This is a genomic window from Neobacillus massiliamazoniensis (assembly GCF_001048695.1).
In the GTDB taxonomy this organism is placed as follows: Bacteria; Bacillota; Bacilli; order Bacillales; family Cytobacillaceae; genus Neobacillus; species Neobacillus massiliamazoniensis.
Genome location: NZ_CVRB01000002.1, coordinates 324,379 through 343,596, shown reverse-complemented (window position 1 = coordinate 343,596; position 19,218 = coordinate 324,379). Strand labels below are relative to the sequence as shown.

Annotated in this window: 24 protein-coding genes and 1 riboswitch; of the genes, 13 read left to right on the top strand and 11 right to left on the bottom strand. The window is 39.0% G+C overall.

All coding sequences use genetic code 11. The features are described from left to right. Positions 1-48 precede the first annotated feature (48 nt). Positions 49-795 carry a nucleoside phosphorylase gene (locus BN1082_RS09605; RefSeq protein ID WP_090633745.1) on the top strand — a complete coding sequence of 249 codons (747 nt, stop codon included), beginning with the start codon at positions 49-51 and terminating at the stop codon, positions 793-795. 161 nt (positions 796-956) lie between these two features. On the opposite strand, the gene BN1082_RS09600 is transcribed toward BN1082_RS09605, so the two are convergent. The 6 genes from BN1082_RS09600 to BN1082_RS09575 form a co-directional block, all read right to left on the bottom strand. Further along, positions 957-2,515, bottom strand: a protein-coding gene (locus BN1082_RS09600) for an IS3 family transposase (protein WP_090633743.1) whose coding sequence is annotated in 2 segments (ribosomal slippage) — positions 957-1,873 and positions 1,873-2,515 — 1,560 coding nt in all. Because the reading frame shifts where the segments join, the coding sequence is not laid out codon by codon here. A gap of 185 nt (positions 2,516-2,700) precedes the next feature. After that, positions 2,701-3,774: an ABC transporter substrate-binding protein gene (locus BN1082_RS09595; RefSeq protein WP_090633741.1), complete on the bottom strand. Its 1,074-nt coding sequence runs from the start codon at positions 3,772-3,774 to the stop codon at positions 2,701-2,703. After that, complete coding sequence (locus tag BN1082_RS09590; protein WP_090633740.1) at positions 3,771-4,577, bottom strand: ABC transporter permease; 807 nt, start codon at positions 4,575-4,577, stop codon at positions 3,771-3,773. The genes BN1082_RS09595 and BN1082_RS09590 overlap by 4 nt, the downstream gene beginning before the upstream one ends. Position 4,578: 1 nt before the next feature. Further along, positions 4,579-5,382, bottom strand: a complete 804-nt coding sequence (locus BN1082_RS09585) for an ABC transporter permease (RefSeq protein ID WP_090633738.1) — start codon at positions 5,380-5,382, stop codon at positions 4,579-4,581. Beyond that, entirely contained in the window at positions 5,372-6,484 is a 1,113-nt protein-coding gene (locus BN1082_RS09580; protein ID WP_090633736.1) for an ABC transporter ATP-binding protein, read from the bottom strand. The genes BN1082_RS09585 and BN1082_RS09580 overlap by 11 nt, the downstream gene beginning before the upstream one ends. Positions 6,485-6,641: 157 nt before the next feature. Further along, positions 6,642-7,181, bottom strand: coding sequence for a DoxX family protein (locus tag BN1082_RS09575; RefSeq protein WP_090633735.1), 540 nt, complete (start codon positions 7,179-7,181; stop codon positions 6,642-6,644). Between the two features lie 239 nt (positions 7,182-7,420). Between BN1082_RS09575 and BN1082_RS09570 the strand changes: the two genes are divergently transcribed. The 5 genes from BN1082_RS09570 (at position 7,421) to BN1082_RS09550 (ending at position 10,510) form a co-directional block, all read left to right on the top strand. Further along, positions 7,421-8,137 (top strand): MBL fold metallo-hydrolase, encoded by a 717-nt coding sequence (locus tag BN1082_RS09570; protein WP_090633734.1) that lies wholly within the window; start codon positions 7,421-7,423, stop codon positions 8,135-8,137. After that, positions 8,137-8,703, top strand: coding sequence for a TetR-like C-terminal domain-containing protein (locus tag BN1082_RS09565; protein ID WP_090633732.1), 567 nt, complete (start codon positions 8,137-8,139; stop codon positions 8,701-8,703). Before BN1082_RS09570 ends, BN1082_RS09565 begins: the two co-directional genes overlap by 1 nt. Before the next feature lie 24 nt (positions 8,704-8,727). Then, positions 8,728-9,090 (top strand): hypothetical protein, encoded by a 363-nt coding sequence (locus tag BN1082_RS09560; RefSeq protein ID WP_090633731.1) that lies wholly within the window; start codon positions 8,728-8,730, stop codon positions 9,088-9,090. Between the two features lie 277 nt (positions 9,091-9,367). Next, on the top strand, positions 9,368-9,826 hold the full coding sequence (locus tag BN1082_RS09555; RefSeq protein WP_090633729.1) for a MarR family winged helix-turn-helix transcriptional regulator: 459 nt from the start codon (positions 9,368-9,370) through the stop codon (positions 9,824-9,826). Positions 9,827-9,868: 42 nt separating this feature from the next. Then, positions 9,869-10,510, top strand: coding sequence for an exonuclease domain-containing protein (locus BN1082_RS09550; RefSeq protein WP_245640374.1), 642 nt, complete (start codon positions 9,869-9,871; stop codon positions 10,508-10,510). Positions 10,511-10,614: 104 nt separating this feature from the next. Here the strand turns inward: BN1082_RS09550 and BN1082_RS09545 are convergent, their stop codons facing one another. After that, on the bottom strand, positions 10,615-11,703 hold the full coding sequence (locus tag BN1082_RS09545) for a citrate synthase/methylcitrate synthase (protein ID WP_090633725.1): 1,089 nt from the start codon (positions 11,701-11,703) through the stop codon (positions 10,615-10,617). Positions 11,704-11,810: 107 nt separating this feature from the next. On the opposite strand from BN1082_RS09545, the gene BN1082_RS09540 reads away from it, so the two are divergent. Continuing rightward, entirely contained in the window at positions 11,811-12,689 is an 879-nt protein-coding gene (locus tag BN1082_RS09540; RefSeq protein WP_090633723.1) for a LysR family transcriptional regulator, read from the top strand. Positions 12,690-12,753: 64 nt separating this feature from the next. Here BN1082_RS09540 and BN1082_RS09535 read toward each other — a convergent pair whose 3' ends face one another. From BN1082_RS09535 to BN1082_RS09525, 3 genes are all read right to left on the bottom strand, one after another. Further along, positions 12,754-13,182: a VOC family protein gene (locus BN1082_RS09535; protein WP_090633721.1), complete on the bottom strand. Its 429-nt coding sequence runs from the start codon at positions 13,180-13,182 to the stop codon at positions 12,754-12,756. A 140-nt stretch (positions 13,183-13,322) separates the two neighbouring features. Then, positions 13,323-13,847, bottom strand: coding sequence for a DinB family protein (locus BN1082_RS09530; RefSeq protein WP_090633719.1), 525 nt, complete (start codon positions 13,845-13,847; stop codon positions 13,323-13,325). A gap of 27 nt (positions 13,848-13,874) precedes the next feature. Continuing rightward, positions 13,875-14,150 carry a CPBP family glutamic-type intramembrane protease gene (locus BN1082_RS09525; protein WP_090633717.1) on the bottom strand — a complete coding sequence of 92 codons (276 nt, stop codon included), beginning with the start codon at positions 14,148-14,150 and terminating at the stop codon, positions 13,875-13,877. Positions 14,151-14,333: 183 nt separating this feature from the next. Here BN1082_RS09525 and BN1082_RS09520 point away from each other — a divergent pair, with 183 nt between their 5' ends. Beyond that, a complete protein-coding gene (locus BN1082_RS09520) occupies positions 14,334-14,768 on the top strand; it encodes a hypothetical protein (RefSeq protein WP_090633715.1) in 435 nt (144 codons plus the stop codon). A gap of 11 nt (positions 14,769-14,779) precedes the next feature. Continuing rightward, positions 14,780-15,076, top strand: coding sequence for a DUF2653 family protein (locus BN1082_RS09515; protein ID WP_090633713.1), 297 nt, complete (start codon positions 14,780-14,782; stop codon positions 15,074-15,076). Between the two features lie 61 nt (positions 15,077-15,137). Here BN1082_RS09515 and BN1082_RS09510 read toward each other — a convergent pair whose 3' ends face one another. Continuing rightward, entirely contained in the window at positions 15,138-15,623 is a 486-nt protein-coding gene (locus BN1082_RS09510; protein ID WP_090633712.1) for a QueT transporter family protein, read from the bottom strand. A gap of 6 nt (positions 15,624-15,629) precedes the next feature. Next, a riboswitch (PreQ1 riboswitch) is annotated at positions 15,630-15,674 on the bottom strand. Between the two features lie 203 nt (positions 15,675-15,877). Here BN1082_RS09510 and BN1082_RS09505 point away from each other — a divergent pair. From BN1082_RS09505 to BN1082_RS09490, 4 genes are all read left to right on the top strand, one after another. Next, positions 15,878-16,573 (top strand): copper homeostasis protein CutC, encoded by a 696-nt coding sequence (locus BN1082_RS09505; protein ID WP_090633709.1) that lies wholly within the window; start codon positions 15,878-15,880, stop codon positions 16,571-16,573. 71 nt (positions 16,574-16,644) lie between these two features. Continuing rightward, positions 16,645-17,499: an energy-coupling factor transporter ATPase gene (locus BN1082_RS09500; RefSeq protein ID WP_090633708.1), complete on the top strand. Its 855-nt coding sequence runs from the start codon at positions 16,645-16,647 to the stop codon at positions 17,497-17,499. Then, positions 17,499-18,374, top strand: a complete 876-nt coding sequence (locus tag BN1082_RS09495; RefSeq protein WP_090633706.1) for an energy-coupling factor transporter ATPase — start codon at positions 17,499-17,501, stop codon at positions 18,372-18,374. The genes BN1082_RS09500 and BN1082_RS09495 overlap by 1 nt, the downstream gene beginning before the upstream one ends. Next, positions 18,367-19,209, top strand: a complete 843-nt coding sequence (locus BN1082_RS09490; protein ID WP_090633704.1) for an energy-coupling factor transporter transmembrane component T family protein — start codon at positions 18,367-18,369, stop codon at positions 19,207-19,209. Before BN1082_RS09495 ends, BN1082_RS09490 begins: the two co-directional genes overlap by 8 nt. Positions 19,210-19,218 lie beyond the last annotated feature (9 nt).

Here is a 19,218-nt window from a genome sequence, read left to right as displayed (position 1 = left end):
TTCTACCTAAATTACATTTCAGAAACTATTGAAAAAAGGGGAATGAAAATGGAGAATCGTTTACAGCCTCATATCCGAATTGGAAATGAACATAGTGCACCGTACGCTTTACTGCCTGGAGATCCGGGCCGAGTAGATGAAGTGGCCAAATTTTTAGAGAAACCTAGAGAACTTGCCTACAACAGAGAATATAAAACGATCAAAGGAACGTATAAAGGAGTCCCCGTACTTGTAACTTCGACAGGAATTGGCGGGGTATCTGCCGGTATCGCGGTGGAGGAACTTAAGAATGTCGGTGTGAAAGTAATGATCCGAATCGGTAGCTGTGGTGCGTTGCAACCACACTTACGCTTAGGTGACCTGGTCATTGCATCTGGTGCCGTAAGAAATGATGGAGCCTCTTATGCCTATATTAACAAAGCATATCCGGCAATCCCAGACACTGATTTGTTGTTTCATGTCATAAAGGCAGCAAAAAGAAACGGAGCCAAACATTACACAGGCATTGTCAGATGTCATGATAGTTTTTATACTGATAAAGAACGGGACATTGACAAGTACTGGTCAGAAAAAGGGGTTTTGGCATCTGACATGGAGACGGCGTCACTTTTTGTGATCGGGGGATTAAATGGGATCAAGACCGCGTCCATATTAAATGTCGTTGTCGAAAAAGAAGGTGAATTAGAAGAGGGAATCAATCATTACGTCGAAAAGGAAGCCGCAAGCAAGCATGGGGAAGAAAAGGAAATCATCACCGCACTTGAAGCAATTATTTCATACAATTATTTGCTGTGAACGGACAATTGTGTTTAATAATTTTACTAGTTTATTGACAGTCAGAAACTAGCGGAAGTTCCGTAGATTTAATAGACTAAAACAGTTTCCATAAAAGTGAAAAAGCACCTCCATCCTGAACTGCTCCCTGTCAAGTAGACGGTGGAAATAATAAAAATTGATTAAGCGGCTTTGGCCCTATATTCCATAGGGCTAAGGCCGTTTAATCGTTCTTGATAACGTTTATGATTGTAAAACTTTATGTACTCATCAACCGCAGTACCTAATTCCTCAAAAGATGAATACTTATGTAGATAATATTTTTCACATTTGAATGTTCCCCAAAAAGACTCCATGGGGCCATTATCAATACATTTTCCCACACGTGACATACTGTGTGTCATATTCGCTTCATCAATTCTTCTCTTAAAGCCATGTGATGTATATTGATACCCTCGATCGCTATGAATTAATGGCTGCTCATCAATTAGGGCAGTAATTGCTTGATCTAATGTTTTAAACACTAGTTCATTATTGTTTGAATGTCTCATTACATAGCTAACAATTGAACCATCGTAAAGGTCTAAAATTGCACTTAAATAAGCTTTCTTAGAAGCTCCATATTTCAGTTCGGTCACATCTGTAACCCATTTTTCATTAGGCTTAATCGCTTTAAATTCACGGTTTAATATATTTTTAGAGACGTGTTGAGGCGTTGAATGAATATATCGCTTTCTCTTTCTACGAATAACCGACTGTAACCCAACAACTTTCATTAAGCGATAAATTCTTTTGTGATTAAAACGTTGATTAAACTTACGATTAATGTTTAACTTCATTCGGCGATAACCATAAATACCTTCTACTTGCATATGAAGGATTTTCATTTCTTTGATGATTTCTTCATTTTCACATTCTCTAGCAGTAGGGGTACGATGTACCCATTTATAGTAAGCTGAGCGGGCAATTCCAGCAATTTTGCATAGAAGTGAAATGGAGAACTTCTCTTTTTCATGTAGTTCTTGAATCACAATGTACTTATCAGCTGATCGAATTTGGCTTAAAGTCTCCTCCTTTCGAGTTCCTCTAACTTTTTTAAAAATGCATTCTCAGCTCGCAATCGTTCATTTTCACTTTCAAGTCGCTTCATTTCAAGTTTGAACTTTTCTTCTGGTGTTAATTCTTGTTCTTCCTTATTTCTTCCTCGTTTGTCTTTTAAAGCTTCTTCGCCACCAGCTTCATATTTTTTAACCCATTGGTAGACTTGTTGGTAAGAAACTTCATAGGTTTCTGCCGCCATTTGATAGTTTTTATTGTGTTCTAAGCAATATAAAACAATTTGGATTCGCTCGTTTAGTGAAGTTTTTTTCCCATTTGTCATAGAGATCGTCTTTCCTTTCGAAGTATCTTTTATTTCTCTATGACTATTATACTTTCGTAACCATAATCTCAAAATTGAATTACTAGATAATTTATATTTCCTCGTCACTTCTCTAAGAGAGTACTGCCCAGATAAGTAATCATGTATAGCTGATAGTTTTAACTCTTTAGAATATGATTTCCATGATCTAGATTGTTCAAGATCCTCGATCCCGTAATTCTCATACCTATATACCCATTCATATATTGTTTTACGATTCACACTATACATAGAAGCGATTTCTCTAATAGAAAGTTTTCCTTCTTTACAAGAATTGATAATGGCTAATTTAAATTCTTTAGAGAATTTATTTTTGGACACAAAAACTCCCCCTAAGATAAACAAGGTTTTATTTTTTAACCTGTCTACCTTAAGGGGAGCGTATCATCCACGGAAACAGCCCGAGGATTGAGGTGCTTTTTTCTATTTATAACTGAAAAATCGAGACTGTCCACTTCACGCATACAAATGTACACGGACGGTGCCTGACACCAACGAAATAAACCCTATTTTCTGTGCATTTTGAATTGCAGGAAGAGTTCGTTGTAGTAGGCTAGGTTCTTTTTGCCAAGGTTTTTGTAGACTTCTAGTTTTTTTGTTAGTTCTGGTGCTGGGTAGAACCGCTCATCGTTCACGACGTCCTTTGGCATGTATTTAAGGGCTGCCTTATTAGGTGTGGAGTAGCCGACGTATTCGGTGTTTTTCGCAGTCACCTTTGGATCGAGCATGAAGTTGATGAATTGATGTGCTGCATCGATATGCTTGGCCGTTTTTGGGATAACCATATTATCGAACCACAGATTCGAACCTTCCTTAGGGACGACATAATCCAAATTTTTATTCTGTGACATGATTGTTGAAGCATCTCCTGACCAAACAATTCCAATGGAGGCTTCTTGGTTGGCAAGCAGCATCTTGATTTCATCCCCGACAATCGCTTTTACATTAGGTGTAAGCTGGTCGAGCTTTGCCTTTGCCTCTAGTAAATGCTCTTTATTGGTATCATTCAAAGAATAGCCTAAGCTGTTTAGTCCCATCCCCATGATTTCGCGGGCACCGTCAGTTAACAGAATTTCATTTTTTAAATCAGGGCTCCACAGGTCATTCCAGCTCGTAATTTTTTTCCCGTGGAGCATTTTTGAATTATAGACGATTCCCACCGTCCCCCAAAAGTAAGGCACCGAATACTTATTTTTAAGATCAAATGGAAGATCCATAAAACGATCATCAATATTTTTTAAGTTTGGCAGTTTAGAATGATCCAATGGAAGGAGCAAATTCTCCTTTTTCATTTTATCAATCATATATTCAGAAGGAATCGCAATATCGTAAGTCGTTCCTCCCTGCTCGATCTTTGTCAACATCGCCTCATTGGAATCAAATGTTTCATAAATGACCTTAATTCCTGTTTCTTTTTCAAACTGTTTGATTAAATCAGGATCAATATAGTCACCCCAGTTAAAAACTGTCAGTGTATTACCGCTGGAATAGCCCTGTGAGGTGTTTAACCGAGAAATCGAATAAAGGAGCACAGCCGATGTCAGTGCAATAATCAGAAAAAAACGGACAAGATTGTTCATCGTTTTCTCGCCCCCATTCCAGTAAGCTTAGTGCGCTGGGAAATAAAGTAGTAAATCACCACAAGCAGCATTGTAAATAGGAATAGTATTGTAGACAAAGCGTTAATGTTTAAGGAAATTCCCCGCCGTGCCATCGAGTAAATTTCAACCGAGAGAGTTGTAAAGCCATTACCGGTTACGAAAAAGGTCACAGCAAAATCATCAAACGAGTAGGTTAACGCCATGAAGAAGCCAGCGAAAATGCCGGGTGTAATGAACGGTAAAACAACCTTCGTCAATACGCTCCAGCTGCTTGCTCCCAAGTCCCGGGCTGCGTCTATTAGTGTCGGACTCATCTCAGTTAATTTTGGAAGGACCATTAAGACCACAATTGGAATGCAAAAAGCAATATGGGACAATAACACCGAATAGAATCCAAGTTTAATTCCAGCCATCGTGAATAAAATTAAAAATGAGGCCCCGATAATGACATCTGGACTGACAATTAGGACATTGTTTAATGATAACAAAGTATTCTTTGTTTTTCTTTTTTTCGCCGAATGGATGGCTAAAGCACCGATTACTCCGAAGATAGTGGAAAAAAGGGCCGATAATAGTGCTACCACCACTGTATTTAGAACAATGATAAGGATTCTCGTATCATGAAAAAGCTCCTTGTACCATTCTAACGAAAAACCTTTAAAGCTATACATCGTATCCCCGCTGTTAAAAGAAAAGAATACTAGAAAGAGAATCGGTGCATAAAGGACTAGAAAAATCATAAACAAAAATAGTTTCGATAAAGGTGAAATTTTCTTATCCACTTTACACACCTCGCTTTCGGGTATTCGTCACAATCATAAAAAGAACCATAATGATGATTAAAAAGACGGCAATTGTTGAACCCATGCCCCAGTCCTGTGTCACGAGAAAATGCTGTTCAATCGCTGTGCCAAGCGTAATGACCCGGTTCCCTGCGATTAATCTCGTCAGCATGAACAATGAAAGTGCTGGAATAAACACGACCTGGCAACCCGACTTCACTCCGTCAATCGTCAATGGAAAAATTACTCGGCGAAAGGTCGTCCACTGGGAAGCACCTAAATCATTGGCCGCATCTAAAAGGGTTGGGTTCAATTCATCTAACGCATTGAAAATCGGCAAAATCATAAAGGGAATAAAAATATAAACTGAGACAAATATAAAGCTGAAATCGGTGAATAATATTTGCTGCTGACCGATGCCGATTACTTTTAAAAAGCTGTTCGCCAACCCATATGTACCAAAAATACCGATGAAGGCATAAGCTTTTAACAATAAATTAATCCAAGAAGGCAGAATAATAAGTAACAGCCATAACTGCTTATGCTGTGTTTTCGTTAATAAGTAGGCTGTTGGGTAGGCAATCAACAACGAAATCGCCGTAATGAGAAATGCATACCAAAATGAGCTGAGCGTCATTTGTAAATAGACAGGCGTAAAGAACTTTTGATAATTGACGAACGAAAATTTCCCCTCAATATCGAAGGAAGAATAATAGAGTACGAGAAAAATTGGCACAATGACAAAAAGAAGAATCCAAAGCAAATAAGGGATTTTGTATAGGTGGCGGGTTAGCTTATTTTCCATGGTGTGAAGCCCCATCCACATATGTTTCTAAACGACGGTCAAACTCTTCCTCTGTCTCCCCAAGGCGCATGACATGGATTGCTTCGGGATCAAAATACAGCCCGATTTCAGTGTCAACGGCTGCCTTTTTCGTGGAATGGACAAGCCATTCATTTCCGTCCTTATCGTAGCAACAAATTTCATAATGAACTCCGCGGAACAGTTGAGAATCAACCTTTACTTGCAGCTTGCCGCGATCCAAAGCAGTGATCTCCAAATCCTCAGGCCGGATGACAATTTCGACTGTTTCATTCTCGTTAAAGCCTTTGTCGACGCATTCAAACTCTCTGCCAACAAATTCAACAAGGTAATCGTTCATCATCTTACCTTTTACAATATTTGACTCCCCTATAAAATCAGCGACAAAACGGTTGATTGGTTCATCATATATGTCTGTCGGCGTGCCGCTTTGCTGGATTTTTCCTTCGTTGATGACAAAAATTTCATCGGACATCGCCAGTGCTTCCTCTTGGTCGTGAGTGACAAAGATAAAAGTGATTCCAAGGCGGCGTTGCAGCTCCCGCAATTCATACTGCATTTCTGTCCGCAGCTTTAAATCGAGCGCAGACAATGGCTCATCGAGGAGAATGACCTCTGGTTCATTAACAATCGCCCTGGCAATGGCTACACGCTGTTTCTGACCGCCAGACATTTCGCGGATTTCGCGATTTTCATAGCCTGCAAGATTGACAAAGCTGAGCGCTTCTTTTACTTTCGCTGTTATTTCCGCATTTTTTAATTTCTTGATTCGCAGCCCGAACGCCACATTTTCAAACACATTTAAATGAGGAAAGAGGGCGTAGTCTTGAAAAACTGTATTCACTTGGCGTTTATTTGCTGGCACATGGTTAATATTTTTATTGTTAAAATAAATCTCTCCAATTGATGGCTCGGTAAATCCGGCAATTAACCTTAGAATCGTCGTCTTGCCGCACCCTGAAGGCCCAAGCAGGGTGTAGAATTTCCCTCGCTCAATCTCAAAGCTTACATCACCAAGAACAGGTGGGTCGTTATCGTATTGTTTCGTCACATTTTTAAATTGAATAATGACATCGTTTGTCATGGTATCCACCCCCATATCTATTTCTTTAAAAAATGATCCGTAATAATTAATTATACAAATTATAGGAGCATAATTTCAATAATTCTTCAAATTTCTACAAAATAATACAAAAAACCGCCTCAATCTCTTGAAGAGTTTGAGACGGTTTTGAATGTGATTAGCTGAATTGATTGACTGGTTTCTTACCATTAATATTCTTATCATTAATATCCTTATCATTAAAAGGAGTTTTACGAAGGAATGGGATTACCCAGTGATCAAGACCGATGCGGCCGGCGTTATAACCTGCAAATAGAATGATAACACCTAGTAAAATATCCATTGGGTTTGTAGAAACGGTACCGGCAAATAAATAAGCGAAGTTCATAAGGAGTCCAAAGAACATGGCTGCAGTTGTTAAACATCCAAAGATCAAGCCTAAACCAACTAAGAATTCTCCAACAGGTACAATTATGTTAAAGATGTCTACATTTGGCAAAGCGAAATGTTTTAAGAAATCTACATACCAACCAAAAAGGATGCTGCCGTCAGGCCCTTTGACTGGATTGGCAATAGTTCCTTTTAAATATCCTGTTGCATCAAATCCGCCCGCCAGCTTATGATAACCAGCTGTTAACCAAGCATACCCGAGATATAACCGAAGGACAGTTAAAATACCAGCGGAAACTTTGCTTTGTCTTAACCAATTCACTACCATTTGAAACACCCCTTAGTAAATAAGTTTTAAATATTTATTACACTATTAATATAACAAACTAATTTTTAAATTAGTGTAAATTATACATTAATTCACATATTTGCAAAAAAGATATGAACAATTTATTACATCCATGGAGTACAAATATTTTTTAAAATTATGGAAAAAAATTCTTGTTATAACTAATATCATTAGTTATAATAAAACTAACAACATTAGTTAAAAGGGGATGGATGATAATGAGATTGATTAAAAAAGGTTTTTTGTATCAAGTAACGTTCATGGCTAATGTTTTTCCGGTTAATTGCTATTTAGTCGAGGAAGAGGATGGGTTAACCTTGATTGACGCGGCTCTTGGCTTTAGTGCAAAGGGAATTTTGGGGGCGGCTGAAAAAATTGGCAAACCAATTACTAAAATTGTTCTGACACATGCTCACGAGGATCATGTCGGAGCACTTGATGCGATCAAAGAAACATTTCCCGATGTACCAGTATATATTTCACTTCGGGATAACCGGCTTATGAACGGCGATCGTTCGCTTGATACAAATGAGGATCAAGTACCGATTAAAGGCGCCGTTCCGAAAAAAGTAAAAACAAGAGCTAATATATTGTTGAATGAAGGGGATCAGGTTGGTTCATTGAAGGCAATCGAAACACCTGGGCACACTCCTGGTTCGATGTCATTTTTTGATACACGAACCAATGCCCTCATTGCCGGAGATGCGATGCAAACTAGAGGAGGGATTGCCGTAGCGGGAGACGTAAAACCGTGGTTTCCATTTCCGGCGTTCGGTACTTGGAGTAAGAAAACGGCGGTAAAGAGTGCTAGAAAATTGGTTAGCTATCAGCCTGAGCTTCTCGCCGTCGGTCATGGAGAAATGATTGAAAATCCCGTTGCGGTAATGGAGCAAGCAATCGCAAATTTTGAGCAAAAATTAAAGGAGTTAAAGTAATGTCACCTAGACCTAAAGTTGGACTCGATTTAGCAACGATTCTAGAAACGGCGGGGGAACTGGCCGATCAATATGGAATGCAAGAGGTCACCCTGGCAAACCTAGCAAAAAAACTAATGATCCGCCCGCCTTCATTATATAACCATTTTGACGGCTTGCCAGGATTGAGGAAGCAGTTGGCCATCTACGCTATAGAACGGATCAATGAGGAATTAGCAAATGCAGCCATTGGGGTGTCAGGCACCGAAGCTGTAATTGCTATTAGTAAAGCCTATGTAAATTTTGCTAGGAAGCATCCAGGAATTTATGAGGCGACATTATTTGCGCCCGACCCAGAGGATGAGGACGTCCAGCGTGCTGGGGCGAAAATCGTTAACTTAACCATTCGTGTGCTAAAGGCTTTCAACTTAGAAGGGGATTACTCATTACATGCCGTTAGAGGGTTCCGCAGTATTTTACATGGATTTTCATCATTAGAACAACGAGGGGGATTTAAGTTATCATTGGATTTGGATGAAAGTCTTGAGATTGTAATGAGGGCTTTTTTGAAGGGAATTGCTGCATAAATTAAAAAAACAGAAGGAATCGAAATGACAACAAAAGACATAGAAAATAGAGTTTATTCCTGTGCTGCACAGCTACTACATGAAAAAGGCTATTTAAGTCCTGTAGACCTCTTAGTGAAAATGGAACGGTTAACCCCGAAGCAAGTAGAGGACTGGCGCTTTAATAGAATTACAAATTTGGAAAGAGTGACGATTGGGAACCTCTCAAAATTGAATAAAATCCTCTCTGCACTGCGGAAGTATGCTCAAGAACAAAATTTGAAGCCTTCGATTACAACCTATATGTCGTGGGGGAAAGGACCAAAGCGCCGGTTGCGTTTTTCAAAAACAGGCAGTCCATACTTGGAGAGACAATATTCAACACACTATGTACTTCCCAAGAAATAAAAAAGGTTGATTTAAAAGGGTTCATGTCACTCAAAATAGAAAAACTGCAAAATTGATTATCTATATAAGAAGCTTATAATCTACCAAAAACTGATAGAAAACAAAAACCGGTCGCTTAGAATTTCTAAGCGATCTGAAATCTAGAAGACAGTGAAAAACTTAATTAGTTGTACTCATCATTGCTTTAATTTGACTTAAATAGCTCCCTTTTGATAAATTAGTTCATATATGAACAGTTCGATAATGAACAATTGAACAAGAGGGAGTTGACATTCTAATGGATTACAATGATGAAAATGTAAAAAAGGCAGTAGAAGTATTGCAATCCTTTTTAGCTGTAACCAAAACAACGACAAAATTCACACAGCAAAATGCAGAAAGCTTAGGCCTCTCATTGTTGCAGTTAGGAATAGTAAATCACCTTAATTCTACCCCTGGATTAACTCTAAAAGAGTTAACGCAAAAGCTGCAATCATCCAAAAGCACCGTCAGTATAAATGTCGACGGACTGGTAGAGATTGGATACGTAAAACGTCAGCCATCAAGTGACGACCGAAGAGAAGTAAATCTGTTTTTGACCGTTGAAGGAATAGAAGTTTCAAATAAATCCATAAAAAATGCCTATTCCTATCGCGCAATGATTTTAGCGTTGGAGAAAATGGAAGATAAAGATGTTAACCAACTGTTAAACTTACATAATCAATTGTTGTCCCATTTAGAGAAAGTTGAGCTTTAAAGGAAGACAGTGATATTTTATTAAGTTAAGCTTTGTTATAATATGTACAAACTTAAGGATAAAAAGGTGATTAATTTGCGGAAACCAGATAAATTAGGTTTGATTTTGGACGTAGAAACGACTGGTTTAGGACCCACATCAGATGAAGTGATTGAACTGGCGTTAAAGCTTTTTTCGTATCGTACGGATTCCGGTGAGATACTCGATATTCTTGAAGAGGATTCATTCTTACGCGAGCCGCTTTCAGATTCGGCAAAAAGAAATTACGACCGTGCCTATAGAGTGCACGGTATTCCTTACGAGTTGGTAAGAGGAAAAAGCTTTTATGATACAAAAATAAAAACCTATTTCCATCGCGCAGAATCTGTGTTTGCCCATAATGCCTCCTTTGACCGCAGCTTTCTTTACCATATGTATCCTGAGGTCAATGATTTGAAATGGTATTGTACGATGAGAAATGTCCCGTGGAAGCAATATGGTTTTCCAAACGGCAAACTTCTTACCCTTTTGGAAGCTCATCAAATCACGAACTATCAAACCCATAGAGCCATGGATGATATTACATACTTGATGGAACTACTTAAGAAAACCAGTCCGAAAGGCAATCTATACCTGCAAGAAGTTCTTGAAAATAGTCCAATGAGAAAATACCAGCCGGCAACATCGCGAACCAAGATGGGCTGAAAAACAGAGTCACAGGTGCTCTTCATGCGCCTGTGACTCTGACTGTCCACCGCACGTGTACAAATGTCCACGAACGGTGCCTGACACCAAAATTGACACCAAATTTATTTAAAAGTTCCAATATATTTTGATTGTGGGCGATAGAGGGTATTGTTTTCGGCTTGTTCTAGGACGTGTGCTGTCCAGCCGACCATTCGGCTTGCGGTAAAGGTTGGTGTGAATAGTTCTGCATCCATGTTTATTGCTTTCATGATGGCTGCGGCATAGAATTCTACATTGGTGAAAAGGGAGCGGCCGGGCTTATGTTTCTCTAATAAGGTGACTGCGGTGTTTTCTACATTTATGGCGAGGTCAAGCCATGGATCCTCCCCAACCAGTTCCTGTATTTTTACTTTTAAAGAAATGGCCCTTGGATCACGTGTTTTATAAACTCTGTGACCAAATCCCATTAATTTTTCTCCCCTCATTAATTTTTCATTCATCACTTTTTCAGCATCGCCATCTAAAGCAATTTCATCTAAAAGCTCTATAACTCCTGATGGAGCTCCGCCGTGGAGTGGTCCTTTCATTGTCCCAATGGCTGAAGTGACAGCGGATACTATATCTGACTCAGTGGAAGCCGTTACCCTTGCCGAAAAGGTGGAAGCGTTCATGCCATGTTCAAGGGTCAAAATCATATACGTTTCTAGTGCTTCTACATGTGCAGGCAAAGGCACTTCCCCATTTAACATATAAAGATAATTTGCGACATGGTCTAAATCATTTCGTGGGGGAACGAATGGTTGCCCCTCTAATTGTCTTTTTCGATAGGCGATAATGGTTGGCACCAGGGCGGTTAACCTAATCGCCTGGGAAGTCGTCGGCTTCCAGATATAATCGGCATTACCACCTTCAGCCGAAACAGCCGTTCTAATGACGCTCATGAAATCCATGTTTGTTGGAAATTGGTCCATAATCATCTTCATATTTTCCGGTAAATCACGGTTGCACTTTAATTGATCTTTTAAAACTTTCACTTGTTTTTCGCCAGGAATATTACCAAACCAGAGCAGATAAGCGATTTCCTCAAAAGAAAAACTCTTCGTTATTTCCTTAATTTCATAACCCCGATAAAATAATTGACCATTTTCCCCGTCTATATGACTAATCAATGTTTCTGCTGCAACAATTCCTTTTAAGCCTTTCTGAATCATTAAAATCTCCCCTTTCAATTCTTGATGTAATTTTATAAAATAAACACAATTAAGAAAATTAAATATTTTTAAAGCAATTGTTTAATATTATTAATAAGGAGGAGAAAATGGAATTTCAGTGGCTAAATACGTTTATAACAGCTGCGGATTGCGGTAATTTCCGGAGAACAGCCGAGCTTTTATATATTTCACAGCCTTCCGTGACCGTGCATATTAAACAATTAGAAAAAGAGCTTGGAGTCCAGTTATTTCATCGGGATGGGAAAAAAATAAAACTAACCGAAGAGGGTAGACGGTATTTAGTTCATGCTAAGAGATTGCTAGAGGTTTATCAAAATGGTCTTGAGGATTTACATTCCTTTAGTCAAGGCTATACAAGCAAATTATCGCTTGCGATTTCACCCCTTATCGCAGATACCATCTTACCTTTCGTTTTAAAAAGCTATACAAACCAACATCCAGATGTTGAGATTACAATCAAAATCATTGAATCGATTGATATTGAACAAGCCGTTTTAAGGGAAGAGGTCGATTTAGGCCTATCCTGCCTAAATAGCAGTAATCCAGACTTGATTTGTGAGCTTTTATATAAGGATTCAGTCATTTTGGTTACCACACATGACGGCCAAGATGCTGAGTCAGCTCCTCCATTAGATGAAGAAGAAGTATTGACCACCAACTATCTTTTAACCCACAATCATCCAGGGTATTGGGATAATCTGTGTAGAGCTATAAAAAGTAGGTACCCAAGTGTACGAATGATGAAGGTATCCCAAGTTCACATCACGAAAAGGTTTATTGCGGAGGGGTTAGGCGTATCTTTCCTGCCAACATCAACGGTCAGAAGGGAGTTATTAGAAGGTAGATTGTTAGAGGTAAATTGTCACTCCATCAACTTGCCTGAAGCCAATACATATGCCGTTATGAAGTATGATCATTCCAAGCAAAAAGAGTTTTTAAAATTCATTTCAAACTATCGATTATAGAAGTCTGAAAAAAAACCGCCCATGTCGCAAATGCTGCTTCAGGAGCGGTTTTTGTTTTTTCATTTTATTTATGTTGACCTTCAGTGAATACTTGGAAGTTTACACCGAACTTGTCGATTAAATTACCGTAAGCTGGGCTAAAGAAGGTTTCTTGAAGCGGCATTGTCACTTGGCCACCATCAGTTAATGCTTCAAACATTTGTTTTGCTTTTTCAGCATCGTTCGTAGTAATGCAGATAGTCACCTGGGTTCCGCTTTGAGACGGTTGACCTGGGAATGTATCAGAAAGCATTAATTCTGTTTCACCCACTTTAAGTGTTGCATGGGATACACGATCCTTTGCATCTGCTGGTATAGGAAATTCAGGGTTTTCTGGCATTTCTCCAAAAGACTGAGCAAAGAGTACTTGGGCACCTAATGCTTTTTCATAAAAATGAATTGCTTCTTTTGCATTTCCGTCCATCACTAAATAGGGAATCAAACGCAATGACATAAATAAACATCTCCTTGTTTTTTAGTGTTTTTTACTCTTGGCACATCTTTAATTATTGCCAACAATATTATTATATATAATAGAACGTATGTTTGCAAGTAAAAAATATCGAAAAAGGTGATGTTCCCCTAACGACTTTCTCATTTTAAATTGACAAAGTATCTTTCATTCAACGGTTTCATATGATGCATAGCATGCCCAGCGATGATGTAGGCGAAAGCACGGGCGGTGGTTTCTTTTTGATTTGCCTGGCCTATATTTGTCCAAGCTTCATTAGGCATGTTTTGGATGAGAGTGATGCTGGCTTTTCTTACTGCAACAAAGTCATCGAGAATGTTTTGAATCGGAAGTTGACTCGCTTGAGATCCTTCGACAAAATGTCCCTCGTTAAAACCTGCCAATGGAGTCTGATCTCCTCGGCCAATTCGTAACAGGCGGTAGGCCATGACTCTTTCAGTATCTGCCATATGACAGAGTACTTCTTTGATGCTCCATTTATTTGGAGCATAACGGAATTGCCCATCTTCTTCTGATATCCCTTTAAAAAGCTCCTCAATCTCAGTAAGATTCTCCTCTAGAATCTGTAGGAGGTTTCCTTCCTGCACTAAGCTAAGATAGGGAACATAATACTCAGGATACTCACTTTGATTTGGACGTTGCAGCATGATTTCTCTCCCTTCAATTATTCGGCGTCAGTCCTCACTTAAATGAATCGTGTAGGGTCCAGTCGCCTTATTTCTTTTTTCAAAAACATACCAAACAAGATGAAATAGTATGTGGCACAGAACGGCTGCAGCAAACCCTTGAGTCCAATACAACCAACCACAGCATAATCCTACCATAATGTTCATGCTATTGGAATAAATCAGAATTGTATTTGTGACCTTTATTTTCATTTGAAAAATTGCCGGCAAATGAGCAAGTGCAAAGATGACTGCCGTAGCAATATTCCCAAGCCAAAATGCCATTCCGCCATTTTGAGATTTAACTCCAAAATGTAAAAAAGTTTCTTAATTAGTGTAAATTCACATCGAATTGTTAATAAATTTTAACGGATTTATTAAATAGATATTAACAAAATGTTTATTTTGTACCTTTTTTTGTTTTTTGTAATATAATAGTGATATTTCAAAAAGAAAGGAGTTTTATTCGTGAAAAAATTATTTTTGGTTTTCATGCTTATGTTTTCACTCGTTTTACCGAGTTTTGCTAGTGCAAGTGGGTTTAGTGGGCATAGCTCCAGTACTAGTTCACATAGCAGGACCAGTTCATATAGCAATTCCGGGTCGTACCATTCTGGCTATAAATCACCATCAAGCAGTGTGAAAAGAACACCGTCCAATTCTTATCAGACAAACGGTTACAACCAACCTTCCCGTGGTGGAAGTTTTTGGAGTCACGCTGCGGCATTTGGGGCAGGGACATTTGTTGGACATATGTTCCATCCATTTGGCGGTCACTATTATGGACCATCTGGATATTATGGTTCCTACGGCTTTTCCTTTTTGGGGCTCTTGGTAGATATTCTCATGATCGTGATTATTATCTCTATAATAAAAAGGATCTTCACAAGAAGAAGATATTAAGGTGGTAAACGATGGAGCTATTATTTAATGAACAAGACGTTGTAGATAGTGTTTGTGTTTTTACTGGCATTAGGGAAAATGCACGCCCAGAACAAGTGGATGTGGATTTAGAGTTTCATCCTTCTCACGGCTTCGCTGCCACTGCTGACCTCTATGGTCGGAAAATTAGATACAATGAGCAAGACGTGATTGATGCGATTGCTGTCTATTTGCGAGACTATCATCAATTCATTCCAGAGGATTTGCAAGTAGATTTGTCGTTTTCTGAAGGAGTCGGAATAACAGCCTCTATCAAGGTTAGGAATTAATACTAAAATAAATGCAACAAACAAAAGCACGCTGATCAAATCGATCAGCGTGCTTTTTAAGCTAAACTATTTTTTCGAAATTTACTTGTTTATTGATATAATACATAACTGGCATTCCGACTGCCATGACGACAAATTCACCAATTGCTGTCGTTAACCAAGTGAATAAGAAAGGTAAACCAAACGCCAAATGAAGCTCAAGTGCAATGAAAAACATGGTTGCTGTAAAGACTAAAGTATTGATGGCCATTCGAGTCCAAATACCTTTGATAAAGCGGGCGGCTACTATTGAAATGAGCAGCGCAATAATGGATTGACCAACTCCAAAAATCAGATCATATGCTTTCATTGGTGAAAAGAATAGATTTGTGAGAAAAACACCTAATATAATTCCATAAAAATATTTTTTATTGAAAACGATGAGATGATTAAACATCTCGGAAACACGGAATTGGATATTCGTAAAGCCAAACGGCTGAATGATCGCTGAAATGGCAATGTATAGTGCCGCGACAATTCCATTTCCAACAATAGTTTTGATTTTCATATTCAGTTCTCCTTAGTTTTTTTCCGTGGGAGGTTCTCGAACCACGTTTAATACTCACAAAGATGTATTTTAATCTATGGTGGACGCAGCGTCAATCTATTATATTTGCCATTTCTATTGAGGGTCTTACCACGTTTATCGCAAAAAAAATCTAATCAAACTCAATTTGTGTTCATTCTCACTCAATTGATATAATTAGCACAAGATGGCTGCCAGAGAATTTCTGGTACAACAAATGTAAAGAGGGAAATGAAATGAGTTTAGTTGAAATAATTGTGTTAAATGACGAAGATGCAAGAATAGCTGAGGCCAATGGTGCTGACCGCCTTGAATTGGTTTCAGCAATGGGGGAAGGCGGGCTGACGCCAAGCTTTGGAACGATTAAAACGGTGGTTAATGCTGTGAACATTCCAGTCATGGTAATGGTCCGGCCGCACAGCTATTCTTTTGTTTATGGAAAACAAGAGTGGATGGCGATCAGAGAGGATATTCGGGTGATTCGTGAGCTTGGGGCTGCAGGGATCGTTTTTGGTGCTATTACGGAAAAAAAGGCGATTGATTTTGACATGCTGGCAATGGTCCTGGAAGAAGCAAAGGGGCTTGATGTCACGTTTCACCGGGCTATTGACCAGCCTAATGCTCTTACGCTTTATCAAATGCTCTGTCAATCACCATTTAAAGTGAATTCAGTTCTGACCTCTGGTGGCGAACCTACTGCCATGGAGGGGATTGAAACATTGCAAAGAATGATAAAAGAATCGCAGCATTCTTCAAATTATCCAGTGATTATGCCAGGTTCAGGACTTTCTCCGGCGAATATCGAAACCATTCACCAAGAACTTCATGCATCTGAATATCATTTTGGCTCTGCCGTAAGAATCGACGGAGATTTTCGAAATCCTATTCAAGGAGATAAAATTAGAAGAATTAAAGACTTGGTCAAGGAATAACTTCCTAATTCTTATTTTCCTTGATAAAATCATAAAGCGTGTAAAGAATGACCTAAAAAGGAAGAGGAAAAATGGATCCGATTATTCGCATGGAAAATGTGTCATTTTCCTATAAAATAAATGAAAAAACAATAAGTCCTGTTTTAAAAGATATTTCTTTCTCCATCTTTCCAGGAGAATATGTTGCGATTATCGGGCATAACGGTTCGGGAAAATCGACACTATCGAAGCATTTTAACGGAATCTTGCATCCCGATTCGGGAGATGTATGGGTTCACGGTTTGAATACGAAAGATGAACGAAATAAGAGAAACATTCGGAAAGCAGTTGGGATGGTTTTTCAGCATCCTGATAATCAAATCGTCGCAACAATCGTTGAGGAAGATGTGGCGTTTGGACTTGAAAATCTTGGAGTCCCAAGGGGTGAAATGGTAAAAAGAATAGATGAAGCTCTTCATGTTGTCAAAATGGCTGAGTTTCGCAATCGTCCGCCGCATCATCTGTCGGGAGGACAGAAACAACGGGTCGCTATCGCCGGGGTCCTTGCCATGCAGCCTGACTGTATTGTTTTCGATGAATCCACGAGCATGCTAGACAGCTTTGGCAGGAAAGAAGTTCTTCAGGTCATGAGGAAAATGAATAGCATGGGCATAACGATCATCACGGTCACGCACCGTATGACTGAAGCGGCTGAGGCGGACAGGATTATTGTAGTGGAGGATGGTCGGATGGTGATGGATGGACCACCGCGGGAGATTTTTAAACATAAACAAGAGCTTGCCGAACTTCAGCTTGATGTACCGGCTGTCAGTCAAATGGCAGAAAACGTTCACGACAACTTTTCAGATTTTTCAAAAGATATTATTCATGAAGATGAGCTTATTAAAGAAATAAAAAGGTTAGAAGGCGCGAAGAGGGAGATTTAATGCCGATTATTGAAATAGAAAATTTAACGCATACCTATATGAAAGGGACTCCGATGGAGCATGTCGCCTTAAAGGGCGCAGGCATGTTTGTTGAGGAAGGCGAGTGCATTGCGATCATCGGACATACGGGCTCGGGAAAATCAACTCTTATTCAGCATTTCAATGGTTTAATTAGGCCGGAATCTGGTCGTGTGATCATTGATGGGGAGGATTTATCAAAGAAAAGAGTCGATTTGAAATCTTTACGCCGAAAGGTCGGACTGGTTTTTCAAAATCCTGAGGATCAAATTTTTGAAAAACTTATTGGTGATGATATTTCCTATGGACCGTTTAAATTAGGCTTACCTTTAAAGGAGGTAAGGGAGCGGGTTAAATGGGCGATGGAGACAGTTGGTTTGGATTTTAAAGAAATGAAGGACCGGCAGACGTTTGCTTTAAGCGGCGGGCAAAAACGCAAGGTTGCCTTAGCTGGCATTTTGGCATTAAAACCAAAAATTTTAGTGCTCGATGAACCGACCGCTGGCCTTGATCCGCGCTCAAGAAATGATCTGCTTGATAAAATAAAATTTTTAAATAAAGAAGAGAAATTAACGGTTGTATTTGTGTCGCACAATATGGAGGAAGTGGCTTATTTAGCTGACCGTATTTATGTGATGGCAGGTGGAAAGGATGTTTTAACAGGTACACCGAAAGAAATTTTTACCGATAAAGATAAGCTGGAGCGCTATCAAATTGGTACACCGGAAACGGTACAAGCTCTCTATCGCTTGACTGACCTAGGGTTTGACGTAAATACTGCTGCTTTTACCATTTCAGAGGCATCGGAAGAAATTTTGAAAGTCTTATCCGGTAATAAGGGGGTGCAGCATGGCTAGCGAATTTGAGTTAACCCGACATATTACCATTGGCCAATATATCCCAACTGGGTCCTTTATTCATCGTTTAGACCCGAGAGTAAAGCTATTTGTTTTTATTGTCCTTGTATTAGCGATTGCCCTTAATACGTCTTATTTAGGAAATGCAATAGGTCTTATTATCTCTATTTATTTTTTCTGGGCATCAAAAATACCGTTTAGCTACGGGTTATCGGGAGTCAAACCAGCGATTCCGTTTATCATTATTTTGGCCATATTACAGCTACTTTTCCAAGGATCTGCTTTTTCAGGTGGAACAGTGTATTTTCACTATGGTTTCATTTTAATAACAAGTGAAAGTATTCGGTTAGTCATTGTTTCGGCGGTTCGTTTTATTGAAATTATCTTTCTAAGTAGCGTCCTAACTTTATCGACTTCCATCACAGAGTTAACGCAATCGATTCAAAGTCTATTAAGTCCTTTGAAAAAAATAAAATTTCCTGTTCATGAAATTTCACTGATTATCACGATTGCGATTCGTTTCGTGCCGACTTTTGCAATGGAAATGGAGAAAATGATGAAGGCCCAAGCTTCAAGGGGAGCAGACTTCGGTACTGGAAGCTGGTGGAGAATCATTCAAAGGACAAGGGATATGTTTCCAATTATTATTCCTTTATTTAATATTGCTTTTACAAGAGCGGAGGATCTTATTCTAGCAATGGAATCACGCTGCTATACACCGGGTGATGAGCGTACTTCCTTTTCGGTATATCAGGTACGAACAAAAGATTATACAGCTTTATTAATTGGAATTTTACTGTCTATTATATTATTCTTTTATCCATTTCCTTACTAAGCTTCAAAA

What these genes read in the sequence shown, in the direction of transcription:
- BN1082_RS09555 (WP_090633729.1), top strand. Translation starts at nt 9,368, where the DNA reads ATGGATTACAATGATGAAAATGTAAAAAAGGCAGTAGAAGTATTGCAA.
- BN1082_RS09515 (WP_090633713.1), top strand. Translation starts at nt 14,780, where the DNA reads ATGGAGCTATTATTTAATGAACAAGACGTTGTAGATAGTGTTTGTGTT.
- BN1082_RS09530 (WP_090633719.1), bottom strand. Translation starts at nt 13,847, where the DNA reads ATGCTGCAACGTCCAAATCAAAGTGAGTATCCTGAGTATTATGTTCCC.
- BN1082_RS09565 (WP_090633732.1), top strand. Translation starts at nt 8,137, where the DNA reads ATGTCACCTAGACCTAAAGTTGGACTCGATTTAGCAACGATTCTAGAA.
- BN1082_RS09605 (WP_090633745.1), top strand. Translation starts at nt 49, where the DNA reads ATGGAGAATCGTTTACAGCCTCATATCCGAATTGGAAATGAACATAGT.
- BN1082_RS09525 (WP_090633717.1), bottom strand. Translation starts at nt 14,150, where the DNA reads ATGGCATTTTGGCTTGGGAATATTGCTACGGCAGTCATCTTTGCACTT.
- BN1082_RS09490 (WP_090633704.1), top strand. Translation starts at nt 18,367, where the DNA reads ATGGCTAGCGAATTTGAGTTAACCCGACATATTACCATTGGCCAATAT.
- BN1082_RS09505 (WP_090633709.1), top strand. Translation starts at nt 15,878, where the DNA reads ATGAGTTTAGTTGAAATAATTGTGTTAAATGACGAAGATGCAAGAATA.
- BN1082_RS09550 (WP_245640374.1), top strand. Translation starts at nt 9,869, where the DNA reads ATGTACAAACTTAAGGATAAAAAGGTGATTAATTTGCGGAAACCAGAT.
- BN1082_RS09510 (WP_090633712.1), bottom strand. Translation starts at nt 15,623, where the DNA reads ATGAAAATCAAAACTATTGTTGGAAATGGAATTGTCGCGGCACTATAC.
- BN1082_RS09585 (WP_090633738.1), bottom strand. Translation starts at nt 5,382, where the DNA reads ATGGAAAATAAGCTAACCCGCCACCTATACAAAATCCCTTATTTGCTT.
- BN1082_RS09500 (WP_090633708.1), top strand. Translation starts at nt 16,645, where the DNA reads ATGGATCCGATTATTCGCATGGAAAATGTGTCATTTTCCTATAAAATA.
- BN1082_RS09575 (WP_090633735.1), bottom strand. Translation starts at nt 7,181, where the DNA reads ATGGTAGTGAATTGGTTAAGACAAAGCAAAGTTTCCGCTGGTATTTTA.
- BN1082_RS09495 (WP_090633706.1), top strand. Translation starts at nt 17,499, where the DNA reads ATGCCGATTATTGAAATAGAAAATTTAACGCATACCTATATGAAAGGG.
- BN1082_RS09540 (WP_090633723.1), top strand. Translation starts at nt 11,811, where the DNA reads ATGGAATTTCAGTGGCTAAATACGTTTATAACAGCTGCGGATTGCGGT.
- BN1082_RS09595 (WP_090633741.1), bottom strand. Translation starts at nt 3,774, where the DNA reads ATGAACAATCTTGTCCGTTTTTTTCTGATTATTGCACTGACATCGGCT.
- BN1082_RS09560 (WP_090633731.1), top strand. Translation starts at nt 8,728, where the DNA reads ATGACAACAAAAGACATAGAAAATAGAGTTTATTCCTGTGCTGCACAG.
- BN1082_RS09535 (WP_090633721.1), bottom strand. Translation starts at nt 13,182, where the DNA reads ATGTCATTGCGTTTGATTCCCTATTTAGTGATGGACGGAAATGCAAAA.
- BN1082_RS09570 (WP_090633734.1), top strand. Translation starts at nt 7,421, where the DNA reads ATGAGATTGATTAAAAAAGGTTTTTTGTATCAAGTAACGTTCATGGCT.
- BN1082_RS09580 (WP_090633736.1), bottom strand. Translation starts at nt 6,484, where the DNA reads ATGACAAACGATGTCATTATTCAATTTAAAAATGTGACGAAACAATAC.
- BN1082_RS09545 (WP_090633725.1), bottom strand. Translation starts at nt 11,703, where the DNA reads ATGATTCAGAAAGGCTTAAAAGGAATTGTTGCAGCAGAAACATTGATT.